This is a genomic window from Solimonas sp. SE-A11 (genome assembly GCF_030345715.1).
Taxonomy (GTDB): domain Bacteria; phylum Pseudomonadota; class Gammaproteobacteria; order Nevskiales; family Nevskiaceae; genus Solimonas_A.
In genome coordinates this window covers 401235-418544 of sequence record NZ_JAUASX010000001.1, presented here as the reverse complement: position 1 = coordinate 418544, position 17310 = coordinate 401235, and the positions used below count along the sequence as shown (strand labels likewise).

Genomic DNA, 17310 nt, shown 5'->3' with positions numbered 1-17310 from the left:
CGGCGCACCCTGACCGCCATGCACCGTCAGGCCACGGAATGGCTGGGCGCACTGAAGGACGCCGCCAGCCGCTGGAACGAGGACCGCAACGCCACCCAGGCGGCGGCCCTGGCGTTCTACTCGGCGTTTTCGCTGGCACCGACGCTGGTGATCGTCATCGCGGTGGCCGGCGCGGTCTTCGGGCGCGAGGCGGCGGAGGGCCGGCTCTACGCCGAAATTGCCTCGCTGATGGGCCGCGACGGCGCCAGCATCATCCAGACCATGGTGGCCAATGCCTGGAAGGCGGACAGCACCGGCTCGGTGGCACTGGCCTCGATGGGGGCGATCATCGTGGGCGCCTCGGCGACCTTTGCACAGTTGCGCGCGGCGCTGAACCAGGTGTGGAACATCCGCCCACCCGACACTCCCCTGCTGGCCGACCTGCTGGCGCTGCTGAAGACGCGCCTGCTGTCCTTCGGCTTGGTGATGGGCATGGGCTTCCTGCTGCTGGTGCTGCTGGTGATGGATGCGGCGCTGGGCTTTGCCCTGGACCTGGTGTGGGGCGAACGCGAGAAGTCCTACTGGCTGCTGAACCTGCTACGCACCGTGGTGGCGCTGGCGTTGATGAGCCTGGCTTTTGCGGCCCTGATCCGCGAGTTGCCCGACGGCCAGCCGCGCTGGCGCGATGTGCTGCGCGGCGCCTTGGTGGCAGCCCTGATGTTCTCCTTCGGCAAGCACCTGTTCGGGCTCTACCTGGCGCGGGCCGGCACGGCGGACACCTTCGGGGCTGCCGGCTCGCTGGCGGTGATCCTGATGTGGCTGTATTTCTCGGCGGCCGTGTTCCTGTTCGGCGCCCAGGTGGCGGCGGCGCTGGGGCGGGCGGAACAGTCCGGTGAGGCCTCGCCGCTAGATACAACACACTAGTCGCTCAAGCGGCGGCCGAAGCTGCCGTTATCCCTCCGGATAGACCTGAATCCGGAGACGACCATGGCCATTGCCGACGCGCAAAGCCTGCTGGACCACGTCAACAACCTGCCCACGGTGCCCAAGGCGATCCGAGACCTCATGGTGGAGTTCGACAAGCCGGAGACCGACGTGGACCGCGTGGCGCGGCTGGTGGGTGCCGACCCGGTGCTGTCGGCCAAACTGCTGCGGCTGGCCAACTCCGCCTACTACCATCGTCCCGCCACCGTCACACGCCTGCAGGACGCGGTGGTCTTCGTGGGGACGCATGCCACGCGCAACCTGGTGATGTCGGTGGGGCTGTCCGGTGCGGTCCAGTTTCCCGCGCAGTTTCCTGTACAGCCCTTCTGGCGCTACAGCCTGCACTCCGCGGTGGCCGCACGGCACTTGGCGCAGAGCCTGCGCTCCGATGCCGAGACCGCGTTCGCCGTGGGCCTGGTGCGTGCCCTGGGGGAGCCGCTGGCGGCCAGCGTGATGCACGAGCAGATGGCCGTGCTGGACCAGTTCTGCCCGTTCTATGACGAGGGGCGTACCGGCGCAGAGCGCAGCCGCCTAGGCTTCACCTATGTGGATGTGACGGCGGCGCTGGCGGAACGCTGGAACTTCCCCCCGCCGATGGTGAAGGCACTGCGGGAGTCGCAGGGCGCGCCGGAGGGGCGCGAAGGCAAGCTGGGCCAGTTGGTGGCCCTGGGCGCCTGGGTGGCCGGCGAGTTCGAATGGCGCCGAAGTCCGCCCTCGCAGTTGCCGGTGGTGATCTCGGCCCGCCTGCGCGCCCTGGGCCTGGAGGATTCGGCCCTGCACGACATGCCCTCCCTGCCCCATATGTCGGCCGGGCTGGAAGCTTTGGTGCACTGACCGCAGCACCCACGGACGAGGAGCGCCGGGAGCGAAACACGGGCGAGTCGACAAGCGCGTAAGCTGGGCGCCCGGCTGCCCTGGCCGGGCTTGCCCGCTACCCTACCCTGGCACGCCCCGTGCGTGCCCGGTGGTCCGCCCGACCGCCGCACCCACTGGAGCGGCGCCGCGGCGCCGGCACCCGCTTGAATCCCTCCGTTTTCGTGAAGCTGCGCCTGACCTGGAAGCAGGGCCAGTTGCGCGCGGCCGAGCCGCGGCCGCCCGCGGGGCCCCAGGCGGCGACCGACACTCCGGAACCCGAGCCGGCAGCCGCACCTCCCCTACCCGACGTGACCCACCCCGGAGCATCCAGCATGGCAACGATCCATTTCATCGGCGGCGAGAAGGGCGGTGTCGGCAAGTCGCTGGTGGCACGCCTGATGGCGCAGTACCTGATCGACCGCCAGCTGCCCTTCCTCGGTTTTGACTCGGACCGCTCGCATGGGGCGCTGCTGCGCTTCTACGCCGACTACGCCTCGCCGGTGGTAATCGACGACTACGCCAGCCTCGACCAGGTGGTGGAGGCGGCCCTGGAGAAGGAGCAGCGACGCATCGTGGTGGATCTGGCGGCACAGACGCAGCGACCGCTGCTGCGCTGGATGGAGGAATCCGGGATGCTGGAGTTGGCCCGCGAGCTCGGTATCGCGGTGCGCTACTGGCACGTGATGGACTCCGGACGCGATTCCGTGGACCTGCTGGCGCGCCTGCTGGATCGCTTCGGCGACCAGCTCGACTACACGCTGGTGCTCAACCAGCTGCGCAGCGACGACTTCGACATCTTGGAGGCCTCGGGCCAGAAGGGTCGGGCGCTGGCACTGGGGGCAAAGATCGCTACGCTGCCGAAGCTCCACGACGCGGCGATGACGCGCATCGACGCGCGCAGCACCAGCTTCTGGGCAGCGGCCAACGACGGCATCGGCCTGAGCCTGCTGGAGCGCCAGCGCGTGCGCGTGTGGCTGGCCAAGGCCTATGCGGAACTGGAACGGGTCGGGGTCTAGATAAAACCCATCCCGGGCGCAGGGGTTGCATGTTGCAGGCCAGGGTCGCGTTTTTTTGGCGCGGCCGCCGACCCGCCGTATATTTCTCCCCATGGAACATCTGCTCAATCGCCTCGCTGAATCGGTCTCCGGTGCCAACGACCTGGAGAGCCTGACCCGCCCGCTGCTGGAACTGCTGGAAACCGTGACGGGCATGGAGTCGACCTACCTGACCACCATCGACCAGGACCACGGCGTGCAGCACGTGCTGTATTCGCGCAACACGCAGCAGATGCAGATACCCGAGGGCTTGGACGTGCCCTGGGGCGACACGCTGTGCAAACGCGCGCTCGACGAGGGCCGCGCCTACACCGACAACGTCGCCGACTGCTGGGGTGACTCCGCGGCGGCACGGGAGCTGGGCATCCAGACCTACCTGAGCCAGCCGGTGCGCAATCTCGATGGCGGGCTCTACGGCACGCTCTGCGCCGCCAGCGGCTCCAGGGTGCCGGTGTCGCCGGAGACGGTGAAGGTGCTGGGCATGTTCGCGCGGCTGATCTCGCACCAGGTGGAGCGCGAGCGCCTGGTGGACAACCTGCGCCGCAGCAACCAGGAGCTAGCCGGCCACGCGCTGGTGGACCCGCTGACCGGTGTCGCCAACCGCCGCGCGCTGGAACAGGAACTGCGCAAGCGCCTGGCACAGGCGCAGCGCGAGGGCACGACGCTGCTGGTGGCCTTCATCGACCTGGACGGTTTCAAGGCGATCAACGACCAGCACGGCCACGAGACCGGCGACCGGTTCCTGTCGCAGGTGGCGCGGCGCCTGGCCGATGGCCTGCGCAGCAGCGACCTGGTGGCCCGCTACGGCGGCGACGAGTTCGTGGTGGTGGCGCCGACGGCGGTCGGCCAGGATCTGCGCGGACGCCTGGAGGAATTGATACGCGGACGCTACGTCAGTGCGGGCGTGCCGATCGACTATGCGGGTGCTAGCGTGGGCGTGGTGGAATCATCGATGGGCGCCATCGACGCCGACGCGCTGCTGAAGCAGGCGGATGCGCAGATGTACGAGGTCAAGAAGGCGCGCAGGGCGACACGGCACTGAATGTCGCGGGCACCTTACGCCCTGGCGGGGTGGCGGCTCTCTACCCGACGCGCCCATAGCCGCAGGCCCATGACCGCGAGCAGCACCGCCACGCCCAGGGCGTAGCCCGGGCCCTGCGGGATGCGCTTGGCGAAGGACAGCAGGAAGATCAGCCAGATGTAGTGCGCACCCACCGTGTGCAGCAGCTTCCAGCGGCGCGCGCCGAGCAGGGCCACCATGCGGTCGAAGGACGTGGCGGCCATGGCGAAGATGAAGACGTAGGCCAGGCCGGCGACGATGCGATTGGCCACCGGGGAGATCTGGCCGAACTCCGTGGGGTCGATACGGGCGAAGGCGACGATGGCCGCCAGGTGGATGGCATGCGAGGCGGCGAAGGCCACGCCGAGGTAGCGGCGGTTGCGCAGCAGCCAGGTGGTGAAAGCGCCCGGCCACAGCCGCCGCAACGTGGAGGCCGAGAAGGCCAGCGCGAACAGCAGCAGCGAGGTCCGCGCCGTGGCACGGATCACCAGTCGCGCGCCTTCCTCGCCCGGGTGCAGGGCCACCATGGCGCCGCTCATGGCCACCAACGCCGCCGTAATGAGCCAGAACAGCCGCCAGCCCTGCAGCATTCCCCCGGACACATTGCCCATGACGGTCCCTCCCCGGACTCGCAATGGCGACAGGGTAACCCGGCGCACGGGCGCCGGACGCGGATGGGTCGATTCTTCCTGTGCCTGGGTCGGCTCGGCTTCAGCGGGGATTCAGGCGCGGGGGCCGAAGTTAGGAGACCCGCCGCGAAGGAACGCCCCATGAACGATCCCCAGGTCCGGCATGCCGCCGACCCCGCGTTACGCACGCGCGCGCAGACGCTCACGCCGCCGCGCACGCGCCTGGGCGCCATCGGCCAGCGCTTGCAGGGCTGGCTGGAGGATTTCGTGGCGCGGGCTTCGCTGCAGGGAGACCCGGTGGTCTACGACAACCGCGACTTTCCCTGGGTGACGCGGCTGGAGGCGCGGGCACCCGGAATCCGGCGGGAACTGGACGCGGTGCTGCAGGACGTCGACGGCATCCCGAATTTCCAGGACATTCTCGAGGAAGTCCGCACGATCCAGCAGGATTCCCGCTGGAAGACCTTCTTCCTCCACGCACCGGGCATGGACTGCCGCGAGAACGCCCGGCACTGCCCGGCGACGATGGCGGCACTGCGCGAAGTGCCGGGTCTGGGCACAGCCTTCTTCAGCATCCTGGAACCCGGCAAGCACATACCGCCGCACCGCGGGGCCTACAACGGCGTGTTGCGGCTGCACCTGGCGCTGCGCGTGCCGGAGCCGGCCAGCCGCTGTTCCATCCGCGTGGGCGACCAGATCTGTCACTGGCGCGAGGGCCAGGCGCTGATCTTCGACGACAGCTTCAACCACCAGGTCTGGAACGACACGGACGGCACGCGCGTGGTGCTTTTCGCCGACTTTGCACGGCCGCTGAGCCAGCCCTGGCATTGGCTCAACCAGCGCTTCCTGGACCTGGCGGCGGTCACGCCGTTCATGCGTCGGGCGGCGAAGCGGCAGCGCGAATGGATGCGCGATCGGCGCGCGACTTGATCAGTGTGCGCGCAGGCCCAGTTGCGCCAGCAGGCGCGTGGGCATGAAGAGGCGCAGGGCATGCAAGGTGACCTGCGTGTCGGGCAGCAGGGCCGCGCTGAGGATCACCTCGCGTCCGTCGGCGCCGCTGAAGCGGTAGGCCGAGTCGGTGTAGCGCACACGCTGCACCTGATCCCAGCGCAGGCGTTGCCGGCGCGGCATGCCCAGCCGCAGCGAGGCATGCGACAGGCCCTCGGCATCCACCACGACCGAGCCGAGGCGGTAGACATGCACGAACAACCAGCCGAGGAAGAGGATGAAGGCGACGCCGCTGCTCACCGCGAGCACGGGGCTTTCGTCGTGCTCCGCGCGATAGCCCAGCAGGGCGGAGAACATCAGCAGCATCGGCATCAGGCAGGCCAGGCCCAGCAGTACGCGACGCCAGGGTTGGATCCTCAGGGCGGCGGACATGGTCGGTGCCGGCTGCGGGATGGCAGCGGCGGTTCGGTTGTACGGGTCCATCACGGAGCTCCCTGCTCGATGCGGTAGGTCAAGTCTGTGGAAAACCCGACGCGCGCGAAGTAGACAAGAAATACTCCGGCCTGCGAGAAAGGCCTCATACCCCCCATTCGCGTCATTACCCCCCATTCGAGGGGCTTCAGGGCGACAGCGCGGCGCAGATCTGGCGCAGGCCGCGCGCCATGGCCCGCTCCCGTTGTTCCTCGGCATGGCGGTCGCGCGGCAGGATGGCGGCGCCGATGGCGGTGGAACTGGGGCGATGACCGGACATGGAACGCTCCAGAAGGCTCTCAAGCCCAGGCCAGCGCTGCGGCCGGGACATCATCCGATACGGCGAGGGCTAGGGCATTCGCCTGATCACATCCGCGGGACACCAAATGGCGGCATGGCTGTCGCCCAAGGCCACTGCCCGACGCTCCAGGTACAACAAGCCAACCCAAGCGGAGATCATGGCGTCCAGTGCATCCTCGAAGGCCTTGAGGGTTTTCACCTTTGCCGAGGGCAAGGGCCGTTCGATAGGCAGAGGGCCCAGGACGGAAGTCAGTCCCGCTTCGATCGCCCCCAGTTCCTGGAATAGAAGCTCCCTGCGCATCCCGGGCGTCTCATTCCTCCAGTAGCGGTTCAGCTTGCCGACCTTGTAGGGCACGCGAATCTCTCGCGCGAGAAGCGACAGCAAGGCTGTATGGGGATAAACCTCCAGCAGTTGCCTGGGTGTTCCCGGTGCAGTGTCGACAGTCGCCACCGGATAACCCAATGCCGCGAATGCTTCGGTAATCCTTGCCCCCATGGGCCCTGGCCTCAGGCTGCTCGGCGTGTGGGTCGAACAGCGGCGTCCCCCGAATTCCCTGGAGACCGCATTGTCTGCCGCGCGTCTTGAATCGATGGCCCGCCGGGAAACCGGCATGTCGATGGCCACAGCATCGACGGGAGCCCCAGCAATCCGGCAAGCCGCCTCCATCAGGGATGAAATCGGTGGCTCCTGCCCGAGGTGAGACGCGCTCCAATCGACCGCTACGCCATCGGCCAGCTTCAGGAAAGCAGCGTAGCTGGGAGCGACGCCTACGCACTTCGTGCTCACCGTGGTATCGAGCAAGGCCACCCCACTGGGCTGGGTCGGAGTCCACGCCGCGTCGATGCCCAGCACGATTGCCATTGGATCGCTCAGGGCTTCTCGTAGCCGACGCGATGCACCCAGGAGCCGCGATCCTCGTAGGGCATGGTCACGCAACTCGTGCCGGGGATGGTGTCCGAGCCCGGGCCGATCACGCCCGACAGCGAGCATATCTTCGAGCGCGGGTGGATGCGCGTGCACTTGGACAGGTCTGCCACCGCCAGCGGCGCACCACCGTTGTACTGGGTTGCCAGTGCCGACATGGCGCGGTTCAGCGCGGCCAGCATCACGGCGTCACGCTCGCGGTTGCCGCTGTAGTCGCGGCGCAGTGCCAGGCCCGAGCTCTCGGGCTTGAGGATGCGCAGCACGAGGTTGTCCATCACGCTCTGGTCGAAGACATGGCTGCCGACGCCGGCGACGCGGCCATAGACGGTGAGGCCGGCTTCCGCGTCGGGGTTGTTGGGATCGGGGTCCGGCACGCCGGTGTCGAGGATGTTGTCGCGCAGGCCACCGAACAGTTCGTCGCGCAAGCCGGTGACTATCTCGCCGAACAGGGTCTGCGGCACGCCGTCTCGCGCGTTGGGAGACTCCACGTCCTGGGTCGGGCCGAAGGCGTCGCCGTTCCAGGCCAGGACCTGGTCGAGCGCAGCCTTCTGCACATCGCTGAGCTGGGCGGCGGCGGTGCTGCGGAAGTTCGCCAGCAGCGGCAGGTATTCGCGGGCGCGGTGATCGCGGATGCCATGGTGGCGGTCGATGCCGCGCAGGTCTTCGTAGCTCCAGTCGCTGCGCGTGGCGAGCAGTTCCAGGATACTGGTGACGCGCTGGCCGGCGCCACCGGGACGCGAGGTGCTGCCCAGGCCTTCGCCGTCGAGCCAGCCGAAGGCGGGCTTGTTGTTCCAGTTGGCGAGGTAGCCCTGCGGCGGGTCCACCACCTGCGGCAATTCGGAGAAGGCCAGGTTGTCGCCAAAGTCGTAGGCGCCGGTGCCTGGGATCGGCAGGCGCATGTCGGTGTCCGGATGGCGGCGCGGGAACAGGCCGGGGTGGAAGTAGGCAATGTGGCCGTCGCGCGTAGCGACGGTGACGTTCTCGTTCCAGGTGACCTTGGCGGTGGCGGCCTTGAACTCGGCAAAGCTCTTGGCCTTGGACCAGGCGGTGACGCCTTCGATGGTTTCGATCTCACGGCCGAACATGGCGTACTGGACGCTGCGCGCCAGGCCGGCGGCATCGTCGCGCGCCACCACCGGGCCGTGCACGGTGCGGCAGATGCGCGCCGGTGCGCTGAGGATGGCCGGGCCGGCGGGAATGCCCTGCGCGGCGGCTCGGTAGCGCACGGTGTCGTCACGGCACTGCATGTCCTTCCACTGGCCATCGTGGAAATACTGGTCGGCCTTGCAGGTGCTGGCGGCCTGCTGCGCGGTGGAGCAGGTGGTTTCGATGAAGGAGTCGATGGTCTTGCTGTAGCCGGTGGTGAGACCCCAGGCGGCGTGCTCGCTGTAGCCGATGCCGACGGCCGGCAGCAGCGGCACGGAGGAGCCGCGCGAGTGGTAGTCGCCGGCATGCAGCTCGAATTCCACCAGCAGCGTCGGATAGGTGTAGCCGAGCTGCGGGCCGCTGACCATCAGCGTGCCGCCGTCGCGGGTGCGCGAGGGCGCCAGGGCGTAGGCCATGCTGCCGCCGTGCAGATGAGCGCGCAGGTCCTGCAGCGAGGCGACAACCTTGTGGATGGCGGCGCGGGTGGCGACGGCCCTCTGCTGCTCGGTCTTGCTCGCGGGGCGGCTGGCAGGGGATTTCGCGGCGACGGCAGTCTTGGGATACACGACCTTGCCGGAGGCGCCGAGGCCGCCCGGCAGGCTCGGCGGGGCCAGCGGCAAGGCGCAGGGGAATGGCGTGGCGGCGTGGCCGGTGCCGCTGCCCTTCCACAGGGTCTCCGGCAGCGTCAGCGCCCAGGCCGCCATCTGGCGAAACACGGCCTCGCGGCCGGCGGCGGGCTCGGCCTGGTTGGAGAAAGTGCTCAAGCCGCGCGGCACGCTGGTGACGGCCTTGGGGTCTTCCAGCCAGGTCATGTCCTGGAAGGCCTTGTAGGCTTCGTCGCGCGAGCCGTACTCGGCCTCGAGCTGCTTGAGCATGCGGATGTTGAGGAACTCGTTGCCGCCCTCGCTGGCGACGAAGCGGGTGATGTAGACGCCGGCGGCGATCACGTCGCGCACGGTGAACTCGGCGGGCAGCGTGGTCAGCAGCACGTACTCGGCCGGCAGCAGCGTGGGATTGGCCAGGGCCTTCTCGCGCCAGGCATTGGCACCTTCGACATAGCCCAGCACGGCGTCCTTGGAGTCCTGCGAGCCGGCCTCGAACATGGCCTGGTACTCGGCGTCGGTGTAGGTCAGCGTGCGTTGCTGGATGTCGGCCGGCACGCTTCCGCAGCCGGTGAGCTCGGAGAAGGTGCCCAAGCCCATGCGGCGCACGGCGTCCATCAGGAACAGGCGATCCTGTGCCACGGCATAGCCGACGCCGTACCAGCCGTCGCGCACGCTGGCGGCGTAGACGATGGGAACGCCGTGGGAATCGCGATAGATCTCGACGCCTTCCTTGGGGACCACGGAGGTGCCCGGCTTGGTGCCGAGCACGCCGGGCTTGGCGTCGAAGCTCCAGTACAGCAGGCGCTGGTCGTCGACGTGCTCGCCGTAGTCGCCGGGGTTGCCGCTGAGCAGGCCGCGCAGCTGGCCGGCCAGGGAGACGAAGCCGGACTGGCCGGGCGGGAGCACGGTCTCGGCCTTGAGGACCAGGTTGGCCGGCGGGGTGACCGTGCCGCCACCGCTGTCGCTGCGGTCGTCGGACCGGCTGCAGGCGGCCAGCAGGACCACGGCCGCCAGGGCCGTGAGCAGGGGGGTCTTCATGGGCTCCTCCGTCGCGCCGTCCGGCGCTTGTCGTTTGGGGCCAGTGTAGCCGAGCCCGCGATGGCTGCCTGCGGGAAGATTCACCTACGGCAGTCGCCGGGCAGCGGGCATAATCGCGCCCGTCATTCGAACAACAAGAGCCTTTCCATGAGCGCAGACAGCGGCTTTCCCGCCGACATCTACACCGAACCGTCCGACGTCGATGTCGATACCCTGAAGAACCTCGGCCCGCTGGCCGGCCTCGCCGGCATCTGGGAGGGCACGCGCGGCCTCGACGTGAAGCCCAAGGCGGACGGCCCGCGCAAGCAGGCTTACGTGGAACGCATCGAACTGCAGCCGATCGACCCGGCCACCAACGGCCCTCAGCTGCTGTACGGGCTGCGCTACCACACCTTCATCACCAAGCCGAACAACGTGAAGACCTACCATGACCAGGTGGGTTACTGGCTGTGGGAGCCGGCCACCGGCGGCATCATCCACACGCTCACGATCCCGCGCGGGCAGGTGGTGATGGCCTATGGCCAGGCCAGCGCCGATGCGAAGAGCTTCGAGGTGGTGGCCACGGCGGACTCGACGTCCTTCGGCATCCGCTCGGCGCCGTTCCTGGAGCATGCCTTCCGCACGGTGGAGTTCCGCATGCAGGTGACGATCAACGACGACGGCAGCTGGTCCTATGACGAAGACACCGTGATGATGATCAAGGGCCAGGCCGAGCCCTTCCACCATACCGACCGCAACACGCTGACTCGCGTGGCGGCGCCAACGCCCAATCCGCTGGCGCTGGCGCGCGGCTGAGCTCGCAACGATGAACGACATGACCGAGCTGCCACCCTGCCCCGCCTGCCGCCAGGGGAATACCTATCCCGATGGTGGACTGCTGATCTGCCCGGACTGCGGGCATGAGTGGTCCGCCGACGCACCGCCTGCGGCTACCGCGCAGGATGATGATCGACTCGTGGTGAAGGACGCCCACGGCAACCTGCTGGCGGATGGCGACTCGGTGGTGCTGATCAAGGACCTGCGGCTCAAGGGCTCGTCCACGGTGATCAAGGGTGGCACCAAGATTCGCGGCATTCGCCTGGTCTCCGGCGACCACGAGGTGGACTGCAAGGTCGACGGCATGAGTGTCATGCTCAAGGCGCAGTACCTGAAGAAGGCCTGAGCCGGGCTACTGGAAGAGCGGGCGCCAAGCCCGCTCTTCCAGCCTGCCCCGTACACGGTCAGTGACGCGCCGCGCGCTGCTCCTGCTTGCCGGCCTTGATCGTAGCCTTGTCGCGCTCGTGCGGACCTTCGGCGATCTCTTCGATCATCTTGCGGCAGAAGGCCGGCAGGTCGTCCGGCTTACGGCTGGTGACCAGGCCCCGGTCGGTGACGACCTCCTGGTCCACCCACTGGGCACCGGCGTTGGTCAGGTCGGTGCGCAACGACGGCCAGGACGTGATCTGGCGCCCCTTCACCGCGCCGGCCTCGATCAGGGTCCAGGGGCCGTGGCAGATGGCGGCAATGGGCTTCTTCGCGTCGTTGAAGTCCTTCACGAACTGCACGGCGCTGCGGTTGGCACGCAGGTGGTCGGGGTTCATGACGCCGCCCGGCAACACCAGGGCGTCGTAGTCGTCGGCGTCGGCCTTGGCCAGCTCGACGTCCACGTCCACCTCCTGGCCCCAGTCGGTATGTTTCCAGCCGCGGATCCTGCCGGACTTGGGGGATACGATTTCAGCGGTGGCGCCGGCCTCGCGCAGGGCCTTGAGCGGTTCCAGCAGTTCGGACTGCTCGAATCCGTCGGTGGCGAGTATGGCTACACGCTTGCCTTCCAGTCTTGCGGACATGATGCCCTCCATGGCTTGTGTCGCAGGGTCATTGCGACCCCGGCCAAAACGGCGAAGTTCCCCACCCGGCATGCAGGAGCCAGGCGCTGCGCCGGCATGCTGTAATCCTCCCGGGACCATGCAGTTTGCGGGGAGAGAAGCCATGGGCAGTTATCGCAGCATCACCGTGGAAGCGCGCGGTGCCATCGAGATCCTGACGCTGGACCGGCCGGAGGCGCTCAATGTGCTGACGCCGGAAGTGATCGACGAGCTGGCCGATTACTACGAGGGCCTGCACCGCCGTACGCAGGTACGCGTGACGATCCTACGTGCGGCAGGCCGAGCGTTCTGCGCCGGTGCCGACCTGGGCTCCCAGGCCTTCGCCGAGGGCGGTAGTGGCCGGGCGCATCGGCAGACCGAAATCCAGGAGCGCTATGCACGCGTGATCCGCCTGATGCGCAGTTGCCCGCAGCCGGTGATCTGCCTGGTGCAGGGCGCGGCCTGCGGCGCGGGCTTTTCGCTGCTGCTGGCGGCGGACCTGCGCTACGCCGCGCCGGAGGCGAAGATGAATGCCGCCTACCTGCGTGTGGGCCTGGGCGGCTGCGACCTGGGCTCCGGCTACCTGTTGCCAAGGCTGGTGGGCCTGGCGGCGGCCTCGGAGTTCCTGCTCAGCGGGCGTTTCATCGATGCGCCGCGCGCGCTGCGCATGGGCCTGGTCAGCGAGGTGCTGCCGGCGGAGCAGTTGCTGGATGGCGCCCTGGCGATGGCGGCCGACATGCTGCGTGCTTCACCGCTGGGCCTGCGCATGACCAAGGAAACGCTCAACACGCTGATCGACGCACCGAGCCTGGAGACGGCGCTGATGATCGAGAACCGCCAGCAGATCATCCTGACCGAGACGGCGGATCACCGTGAGGCAGTGGCGGCTTTCCGGGAGCGTCGGGAGCCGCAGTACGACGATCAGTAGGGGCGCGCGCTTCTGTTGCGCTAAGCTCTGGAGCCATGATGGTGGACGCGAATCTGATGAGGCCCTGCCCAACGCTTTGCCTGGCGTTACTTGCCTGCTGCCTGCTGGTTTCCGGCTGCGCCGCAAAGAACATCCGGGCGGACTACGAGCAGACGGCGGACAAAGGGGTGATGCTCGGCTCCGTCACGCGTGATGGGCGGTTGTCTGCCTACCGGGTGCTATACCGGCCCTTGGGGCAAGAGAAGGGCTTCGAATTCGTGGAGACCGGCTGCGATTCGATCATGGAGCCGAGTTGCTATGCCCATCAGGACTTCACCGCGCTCGGCATGAAGGGCGATCTCTTCGCGGTGGAACTACCCCCGGGCGACTATGAATTTTTCAGTTGGGATGTGGTGGGGGGCTCTGCGCATGCAGGACCCGCATCGCATTTCTCGATGAAGTACAGGATCCAGCCTGGCAGGATCACCTACATCGACAATTTCCATTTCACGGAGCTTGCCAACCGAGGACTCGTCGTCACCTCCGCGAGCGTCGACTACACCCAGCCTTTTGAGAGGGACTGGGCTCTGGCACAGAAGAAATACGCACGCCTGCGGAGCGACTCCGTGGATGTGAACGAGTTCAGCCCTCCAGCCTCGGCTATCGGCGGAACCGGCGGCTACAGCTTTACGCCGACGCCCGTTTACTTACCGCTCGTCAAGTAGCTTCTTGAGCTCACCGGACGCCAGGAGCTTTTCCAGATCGCTGGCGCCGCCGATGAGCTGGCGCTTGACGAACACCATCGGGAAGGTGGGCCAGCCGGTCCAAAGCTTCAGCGCGTTGCGGCGACGCCAGGTGTTGAAGTAGCTGCCGTATTCCATGTAGCGGTACTGCAGGCCCGCGGCTTCGAGCAACTGGCGCGCTTTCTTGGGCGAGGGGTTCTGCGCCATGCCAACCACGACGATGTCGTTGGCGTCCACTGCGGCGGAGACTTCTTCCACGATGTCGCGATGATTCTGCGCAATGACCTCGCGCACGGCGGGATGGATGCGGGATTCGTCGAGGACCAGGCGCGGCATGGGTGACTCCGGATGCGTGATGGCGCGCAGTATCGGCGGCGTTCAGGGCGCCCGCAATGCCTGATCGCGTGTCATCCGATGAGCCACAGTTCGGGCCACTCAGGCCCCGCTGCGCTGCAGGAAGGACTCGACGATGGCGTTGACCTCTTCCGGGCGTTCCAGGCCGGCGAGGTGGCCGGTGCGATCCATGACGAGGAATTCAGCGCCGGGGATGGCCTGGGCCATCTCGCTGGTCTCCGGCACCGGGAAGGTGGGGTCTTCGATGCCGGCCAGCACCAGCACGGGCGTGCGGATGCGGCCGAACAGCTGGTGCTGGTCCGGGCGCGCGGGGACGACGCTGTTGACGGCCCAGTAGACCGAGCGCGCATCGATGTGGCGCAGGGCGGCGCGGATTTGCTCGGCGACCTGCGGCCGCTCACGCGCGGTGGTGGGGCCGACGAAGGCCTTGATGGCGCGCGACACGAAGGGGCCGCGGAAGCCGCCCAGGCGACGCACGACGTGTGTCAGCAGGCGGAACTCCAGACGCTGGCGCAGGGGTGCGCGCGAGGCGGTGGCGTTCATCAGCACGGCGGCCCCGATGCGCTCCGGATACAGGGCGGCGAAGGTGCCACCGATCATGCCGCCCCAGGAGTTGCCGACCATGTGGGCCTTTTCGATACCCAGCGCGTCGAGCACCTGCACGATGCACTGCGCGCATTCCTCAAAGCTGAACATGCGCGTCAGGGCCTCGCTGCCGCCGTGGCCCGGGGAGTCCACCAGGATCACGGTATGGCTCGGGGCGAAATGGCGGGCCTGCGCCAGCCACATGGAGCCGTCCATCAGCAGGCTGGGCCAGAACAGGATGGCGGGCCCCTGCCCGGCCACGCGCAGACGTAGCCGGCCCAGAACAGTGGCGATGTAGCGGTCCTGCAGCTTCAGTTCGTTCATGCCGGGCAGGCTAGACCTGGCCTGCCGGGAATGGAAATGCGCCGTATGGATGGGGCTCCATTCGTTTTCTGCATGGCCCGCGTGTAAGCCGACGGCTATCGACACCGGCCTGCGGGTAACGGAAAATATTGTCACCACGTAACATTCCAGGGATGAGAATGGCCACCAAGCCGACGGCCAAGCCGCGCGAGGGCAGTGTCAAGAAGCCGGCCGTCGCCAAGCGCGCCTACCTCAGCAAGGACCTGCGCCGGCAGACGCTGCTGGAGGTGGCGGCACAGATCGTCGAAAGCGACGGCTGGGCCGGGCTGAACATGAGCGCCCTGGCCGAACGCGGCGGCACCAGCCGCCAGCTGATCTACCAGCATTTCCCGAGCATGGAGAAGCTGCTGGCCGATACGGCCTGGCACATCTTCATGGAAGTGGCGAAGGGCACCACCGACTCGGTGGAGGCCAACGCCGGCAATCTCACCGAGGCCATCAAGGCGGCGGAAGCATTCTCGCTGGACCTGCCGCCCGGCCGCGGCGACGCGCTGTGGCAGCTGATCGCCGGCACCGCCGGCAGCACGCCCGAGCTGGAGGAGATCCGCCAGGGCATCCGCAAGCTGATCAGCGGCATCTGGACGCCGGTGGTGCGCAAGGCGCTCGACATGAACGAAGCCGATGCGCGCGCCTATGCCTGGATGTCGATCCTGGCGTTCTGGGGCATGCGGCAACTGGTGCGCGACGGTGAGCTCAGCCGTACGCGCGGGGTGAAGCTGTTCAATGGCTTCATGGAAAGAGTGGTGAAGAGCTGAGCCGAGCTTTTCCGCACTCTCGCCTTGCCGAAAGGGAGCCGAGGCAGAAGGGAACAAGTCGGGGGTGCCATCCATGGCGAGACCTCATCACTCAATCTAGCGCCTGGGCGGCTATCCATGGCCGCCCGTGATTCGCCGCAGGCGATGACATTGAGTCATCGCCAAAGCGGGGCGCATCACCCTCTCCCGCAAGGGGAGACGGGCGAAGGATCACTTCCTCAGCTTTCGGCTCGCCAGGGTCTGCGGGCGGAAGTAGTTGTCTTCCAGCTGCAGGCTGAAGTCCGGGTAGTCGTCGCCGGAGAAGCTGGCCGTAACGAAGTAGCGGCCGCTCTGCAGGTCGTGGTGCACCTCGGGGCTACCGCTGGTGACGGGCACGAAGGGGAAGCTGGTGAGGTGGGCTTCCTGGAAGCGCCAGAGCTGGTCGCGATCGTCGTAGCAGTCCACCATCGACACACTCCAGCTGTCCTCGTCGAGATAGAACATGCGGCGGCGGAAGGCATGGCGTACGCCAGGCTTGAGCGTGGCTTCCACCACCCAGACGCGATGCAGCTCGTAGTGCGCCAGCTCGGGGTTGAGGTGGCCCTTGCGGATCAGCTTGTCGTAGCTGACGCCGGCGCCGAGGATGGGCGTGGAGTTGTAGGGAATGTACAGCTCGCGCTTGCCCAGCAGCTTCCAGTTGTAGCGATCCAGGGCGCCGTTGTACATGTCGGTCTGGTCGTTGAACATCAGGCCGTCGGCGGAGGCCTTGGGGTTGTCGTAGCCGACGTTGGGCGCGCGGCGCGTGCGACCCAGGCCAGGATTGAAGATCCAGGCGCTGCGGCCGCCTTCGGTCTGGTCGGTGGTCTCGTGGACCAGCAGCATCTGACCGGCGATGCGCTTGGGAGTCAGCACTTCCTGCAGGTAGTACAGGATGATGCCGTCCTCGATCGGGCTCGGCGCCTTGGGATCGCCGTACTTGAACTTCACGTCCTCGACGATGCGCGCCAACTGGTAGCTGCCGTCCTGCGCGACGATGACTTCGTTGTTGAAACGGCGCACGGCGGAACCGCGGAACTTGAGCTTGTGGTTCCAGATCACCTCGGCGCCGCTGCGCGGGATCGGGAAGGGCACGCCGAGCTTGGCGCCAGTGACCTTGTCGGTGCCTTCAAGCTTGGCCTGCACGGCGTTGAGCTTGGTGGCGGCTTCCGCCACCGGCGGCAGGAAGGCGCCGCGGATGGTCGGGAATACCCGCATCTGCCAGGTGGGGTAACGCTCGAACATCGCCTTGTGGCCGGCGCTGAGCTTGTCGGCGTACTGGGCGGCGTTGGCCTTGGTGATGACGAAGCTCGGCTTGTCGGCCGCGCCGTTGGGCGCCAGCGCGCGCGCCAGGGCGGCAGGATCGCTCTTGCGCATCCGCTGCAGGTCGTCATAGGTGAGCTTGAGCTGCTCCGGGCGGAAGCGCTTGCTCCCCTCCCAGGCCGGAATCGTGCCGGAGGCATTGGCGGCAGCTTCCGCCCCGGCGGGCGTCAGCGTGCCCCCCAGCTTGGCCGCCTCGGCCTCCGGCACGCCCGCCCCCGCCAGCGCAGGCCACAGCGCCAGCATTCCCACCCCCAACATCCTGATCACCGACGACGCTTGGAATTGCCGCATGTCTCCTCCAGACCGGCTGCGGCGCATCGCTTGCGCCTGTATTGGCATGATGTAAACTTTACACCCTGTAAATCTCGCGTCAAGACCCCGCCCACGGGGCCGCGGCAATCCGCCGCCCGCGCATGAGGGAGGAGA

19 protein-coding genes are annotated in these 17310 nt (G+C 67.6%); 10 read left to right on the top strand and 9 right to left on the bottom strand.

Features of this window, described 5'->3' with window-relative positions; translation table 11 throughout:
• Positions 1-18 precede the first annotated feature (18 nt).
• From QT386_RS02210 to QT386_RS02195, 4 genes are all read left to right on the top strand, one after another.
• Positions 19-903: a YihY/virulence factor BrkB family protein gene (locus QT386_RS02210; protein ID WP_289272095.1), complete on the top strand. Its 885-nt coding sequence runs from the start codon at positions 19-21 to the stop codon at positions 901-903.
• A 63-nt stretch (positions 904-966) separates the two neighbouring features.
• Positions 967-1797: an HDOD domain-containing protein gene (locus tag QT386_RS02205; protein ID WP_289272094.1), complete on the top strand. Its 831-nt coding sequence runs from the start codon at positions 967-969 to the stop codon at positions 1795-1797.
• A gap of 353 nt (positions 1798-2150) precedes the next feature.
• The gene (locus QT386_RS02200; RefSeq protein WP_367401375.1) at positions 2151-2834 is read left to right on the top strand and encodes a mobilization protein; all 684 of its coding nucleotides are present in this window, start codon (positions 2151-2153) and stop codon (positions 2832-2834) included.
• 91 nt (positions 2835-2925) lie between these two features.
• A complete protein-coding gene (locus QT386_RS02195) occupies positions 2926-3915 on the top strand; it encodes a sensor domain-containing diguanylate cyclase (RefSeq protein WP_289272092.1) in 990 nt (329 codons plus the stop codon).
• A 14-nt stretch (positions 3916-3929) separates the two neighbouring features.
• On the opposite strand, the gene QT386_RS02190 is transcribed toward QT386_RS02195, so the two are convergent.
• Complete coding sequence (locus tag QT386_RS02190; protein WP_289272091.1) at positions 3930-4544, bottom strand: hypothetical protein; 615 nt, start codon at positions 4542-4544, stop codon at positions 3930-3932.
• Positions 4545-4703: 159 nt separating this feature from the next.
• Here QT386_RS02190 and QT386_RS02185 point away from each other — a divergent pair, with 159 nt between their 5' ends.
• Positions 4704-5492 carry an aspartyl/asparaginyl beta-hydroxylase domain-containing protein gene (locus QT386_RS02185; RefSeq protein ID WP_289272090.1) on the top strand — a complete coding sequence of 263 codons (789 nt, stop codon included), beginning with the start codon at positions 4704-4706 and terminating at the stop codon, positions 5490-5492.
• On the opposite strand, the gene QT386_RS02180 is transcribed toward QT386_RS02185, so the two are convergent.
• The 4 genes from QT386_RS02180 to QT386_RS02165 form a co-directional block, all read right to left on the bottom strand.
• Positions 5493-5993, bottom strand: coding sequence for a PH domain-containing protein (locus QT386_RS02180; RefSeq protein WP_289272089.1), 501 nt, complete (start codon positions 5991-5993; stop codon positions 5493-5495). It abuts the gene before it with no gap.
• Positions 5994-6129: 136 nt separating this feature from the next.
• On the bottom strand, positions 6130-6261 hold the full coding sequence (locus QT386_RS02175; RefSeq protein WP_289272088.1) for a hypothetical protein: 132 nt from the start codon (positions 6259-6261) through the stop codon (positions 6130-6132).
• Between the two features lie 69 nt (positions 6262-6330).
• A complete protein-coding gene (locus tag QT386_RS02170; protein WP_289272087.1) occupies positions 6331-7143 on the bottom strand; it encodes a DUF429 domain-containing protein in 813 nt (270 codons plus the stop codon).
• Between the two features lie 8 nt (positions 7144-7151).
• Positions 7152-9995 (bottom strand): penicillin acylase family protein, encoded by a 2844-nt coding sequence (locus QT386_RS02165; protein ID WP_289272086.1) that lies wholly within the window; start codon positions 9993-9995, stop codon positions 7152-7154.
• Positions 9996-10142: 147 nt separating this feature from the next.
• Here QT386_RS02165 and QT386_RS02160 point away from each other — a divergent pair, with 147 nt between their 5' ends.
• Together QT386_RS02160 and QT386_RS02155 are read left to right on the top strand one after the other, a co-directional pair.
• Positions 10143-10790 (top strand): FABP family protein, encoded by a 648-nt coding sequence (locus tag QT386_RS02160; protein WP_289272085.1) that lies wholly within the window; start codon positions 10143-10145, stop codon positions 10788-10790.
• Positions 10791-10809: 19 nt separating this feature from the next.
• Entirely contained in the window at positions 10810-11157 is a 348-nt protein-coding gene (locus QT386_RS02155; protein ID WP_367401374.1) for a zinc ribbon domain-containing protein YjdM, read from the top strand.
• A 58-nt stretch (positions 11158-11215) separates the two neighbouring features.
• Here QT386_RS02155 and QT386_RS02150 read toward each other — a convergent pair whose 3' ends face one another.
• Entirely contained in the window at positions 11216-11821 is a 606-nt protein-coding gene (locus QT386_RS02150) for a type 1 glutamine amidotransferase domain-containing protein (RefSeq protein WP_289272083.1), read from the bottom strand.
• 142 nt (positions 11822-11963) lie between these two features.
• Here QT386_RS02150 and QT386_RS02145 point away from each other — a divergent pair, with 142 nt between their 5' ends.
• Complete coding sequence (locus QT386_RS02145) at positions 11964-12767, top strand: enoyl-CoA hydratase/isomerase family protein (protein WP_289272082.1); 804 nt, start codon at positions 11964-11966, stop codon at positions 12765-12767.
• A gap of 35 nt (positions 12768-12802) precedes the next feature.
• Entirely contained in the window at positions 12803-13471 is a 669-nt protein-coding gene (locus QT386_RS02140) for a hypothetical protein (protein ID WP_289272081.1), read from the top strand.
• On the opposite strand, the gene QT386_RS02135 is transcribed toward QT386_RS02140, so the two are convergent.
• Together QT386_RS02135 and QT386_RS02130 are read right to left on the bottom strand one after the other, a co-directional pair.
• On the bottom strand, positions 13454-13825 hold the full coding sequence (locus QT386_RS02135) for a glutaredoxin domain-containing protein (protein ID WP_289272080.1): 372 nt from the start codon (positions 13823-13825) through the stop codon (positions 13454-13456). The genes QT386_RS02140 and QT386_RS02135 overlap by 18 nt on opposite strands.
• 99 nt (positions 13826-13924) lie before the next feature.
• Positions 13925-14752, bottom strand: a complete 828-nt coding sequence (locus tag QT386_RS02130; protein ID WP_289272079.1) for an alpha/beta fold hydrolase — start codon at positions 14750-14752, stop codon at positions 13925-13927.
• Between the two features lie 158 nt (positions 14753-14910).
• Between QT386_RS02130 and QT386_RS02125 the strand changes: the two genes are divergently transcribed.
• A complete protein-coding gene (locus QT386_RS02125; protein WP_289272078.1) occupies positions 14911-15546 on the top strand; it encodes a TetR/AcrR family transcriptional regulator in 636 nt (211 codons plus the stop codon).
• Between the two features lie 210 nt (positions 15547-15756).
• On the opposite strand, the gene QT386_RS02120 is transcribed toward QT386_RS02125, so the two are convergent.
• The gene (locus tag QT386_RS02120) at positions 15757-17175 is read right to left on the bottom strand and encodes a DUF1329 domain-containing protein (protein ID WP_289272077.1); all 1419 of its coding nucleotides are present in this window, start codon (positions 17173-17175) and stop codon (positions 15757-15759) included.
• Positions 17176-17310: the final 135 nt, after the last annotated feature.

What these genes read in the sequence shown, in the direction of transcription:
- QT386_RS02210 (WP_289272095.1), top strand. Translation starts at nt 19, where the DNA reads ATGCACCGTCAGGCCACGGAATGGCTGGGCGCACTGAAGGACGCCGCC.
- QT386_RS02205 (WP_289272094.1), top strand. Translation starts at nt 967, where the DNA reads ATGGCCATTGCCGACGCGCAAAGCCTGCTGGACCACGTCAACAACCTG.
- QT386_RS02200 (WP_367401375.1), top strand. Translation starts at nt 2,151, where the DNA reads ATGGCAACGATCCATTTCATCGGCGGCGAGAAGGGCGGTGTCGGCAAG.
- QT386_RS02195 (WP_289272092.1), top strand. Translation starts at nt 2,926, where the DNA reads ATGGAACATCTGCTCAATCGCCTCGCTGAATCGGTCTCCGGTGCCAAC.
- QT386_RS02190 (WP_289272091.1), bottom strand. Translation starts at nt 4,544, where the DNA reads ATGGGCAATGTGTCCGGGGGAATGCTGCAGGGCTGGCGGCTGTTCTGG.
- QT386_RS02185 (WP_289272090.1), top strand. Translation starts at nt 4,704, where the DNA reads ATGAACGATCCCCAGGTCCGGCATGCCGCCGACCCCGCGTTACGCACG.
- QT386_RS02180 (WP_289272089.1), bottom strand. Translation starts at nt 5,993, where the DNA reads ATGGACCCGTACAACCGAACCGCCGCTGCCATCCCGCAGCCGGCACCG.
- QT386_RS02175 (WP_289272088.1), bottom strand. Translation starts at nt 6,261, where the DNA reads ATGTCCGGTCATCGCCCCAGTTCCACCGCCATCGGCGCCGCCATCCTG.
- QT386_RS02170 (WP_289272087.1), bottom strand. Translation starts at nt 7,143, where the DNA reads ATGGCAATCGTGCTGGGCATCGACGCGGCGTGGACTCCGACCCAGCCC.
- QT386_RS02165 (WP_289272086.1), bottom strand. Translation starts at nt 9,995, where the DNA reads ATGAAGACCCCCCTGCTCACGGCCCTGGCGGCCGTGGTCCTGCTGGCC.
- QT386_RS02160 (WP_289272085.1), top strand. Translation starts at nt 10,143, where the DNA reads ATGAGCGCAGACAGCGGCTTTCCCGCCGACATCTACACCGAACCGTCC.
- QT386_RS02155 (WP_367401374.1), top strand. Translation starts at nt 10,810, where the DNA reads ATGACCGAGCTGCCACCCTGCCCCGCCTGCCGCCAGGGGAATACCTAT.
- QT386_RS02150 (WP_289272083.1), bottom strand. Translation starts at nt 11,821, where the DNA reads ATGTCCGCAAGACTGGAAGGCAAGCGTGTAGCCATACTCGCCACCGAC.
- QT386_RS02145 (WP_289272082.1), top strand. Translation starts at nt 11,964, where the DNA reads ATGGGCAGTTATCGCAGCATCACCGTGGAAGCGCGCGGTGCCATCGAG.
- QT386_RS02140 (WP_289272081.1), top strand. Translation starts at nt 12,803, where the DNA reads ATGATGGTGGACGCGAATCTGATGAGGCCCTGCCCAACGCTTTGCCTG.
- QT386_RS02135 (WP_289272080.1), bottom strand. Translation starts at nt 13,825, where the DNA reads ATGCCGCGCCTGGTCCTCGACGAATCCCGCATCCATCCCGCCGTGCGC.
- QT386_RS02130 (WP_289272079.1), bottom strand. Translation starts at nt 14,752, where the DNA reads ATGAACGAACTGAAGCTGCAGGACCGCTACATCGCCACTGTTCTGGGC.
- QT386_RS02125 (WP_289272078.1), top strand. Translation starts at nt 14,911, where the DNA reads ATGGCCACCAAGCCGACGGCCAAGCCGCGCGAGGGCAGTGTCAAGAAG.
- QT386_RS02120 (WP_289272077.1), bottom strand. Translation starts at nt 17,175, where the DNA reads ATGCGGCAATTCCAAGCGTCGTCGGTGATCAGGATGTTGGGGGTGGGA.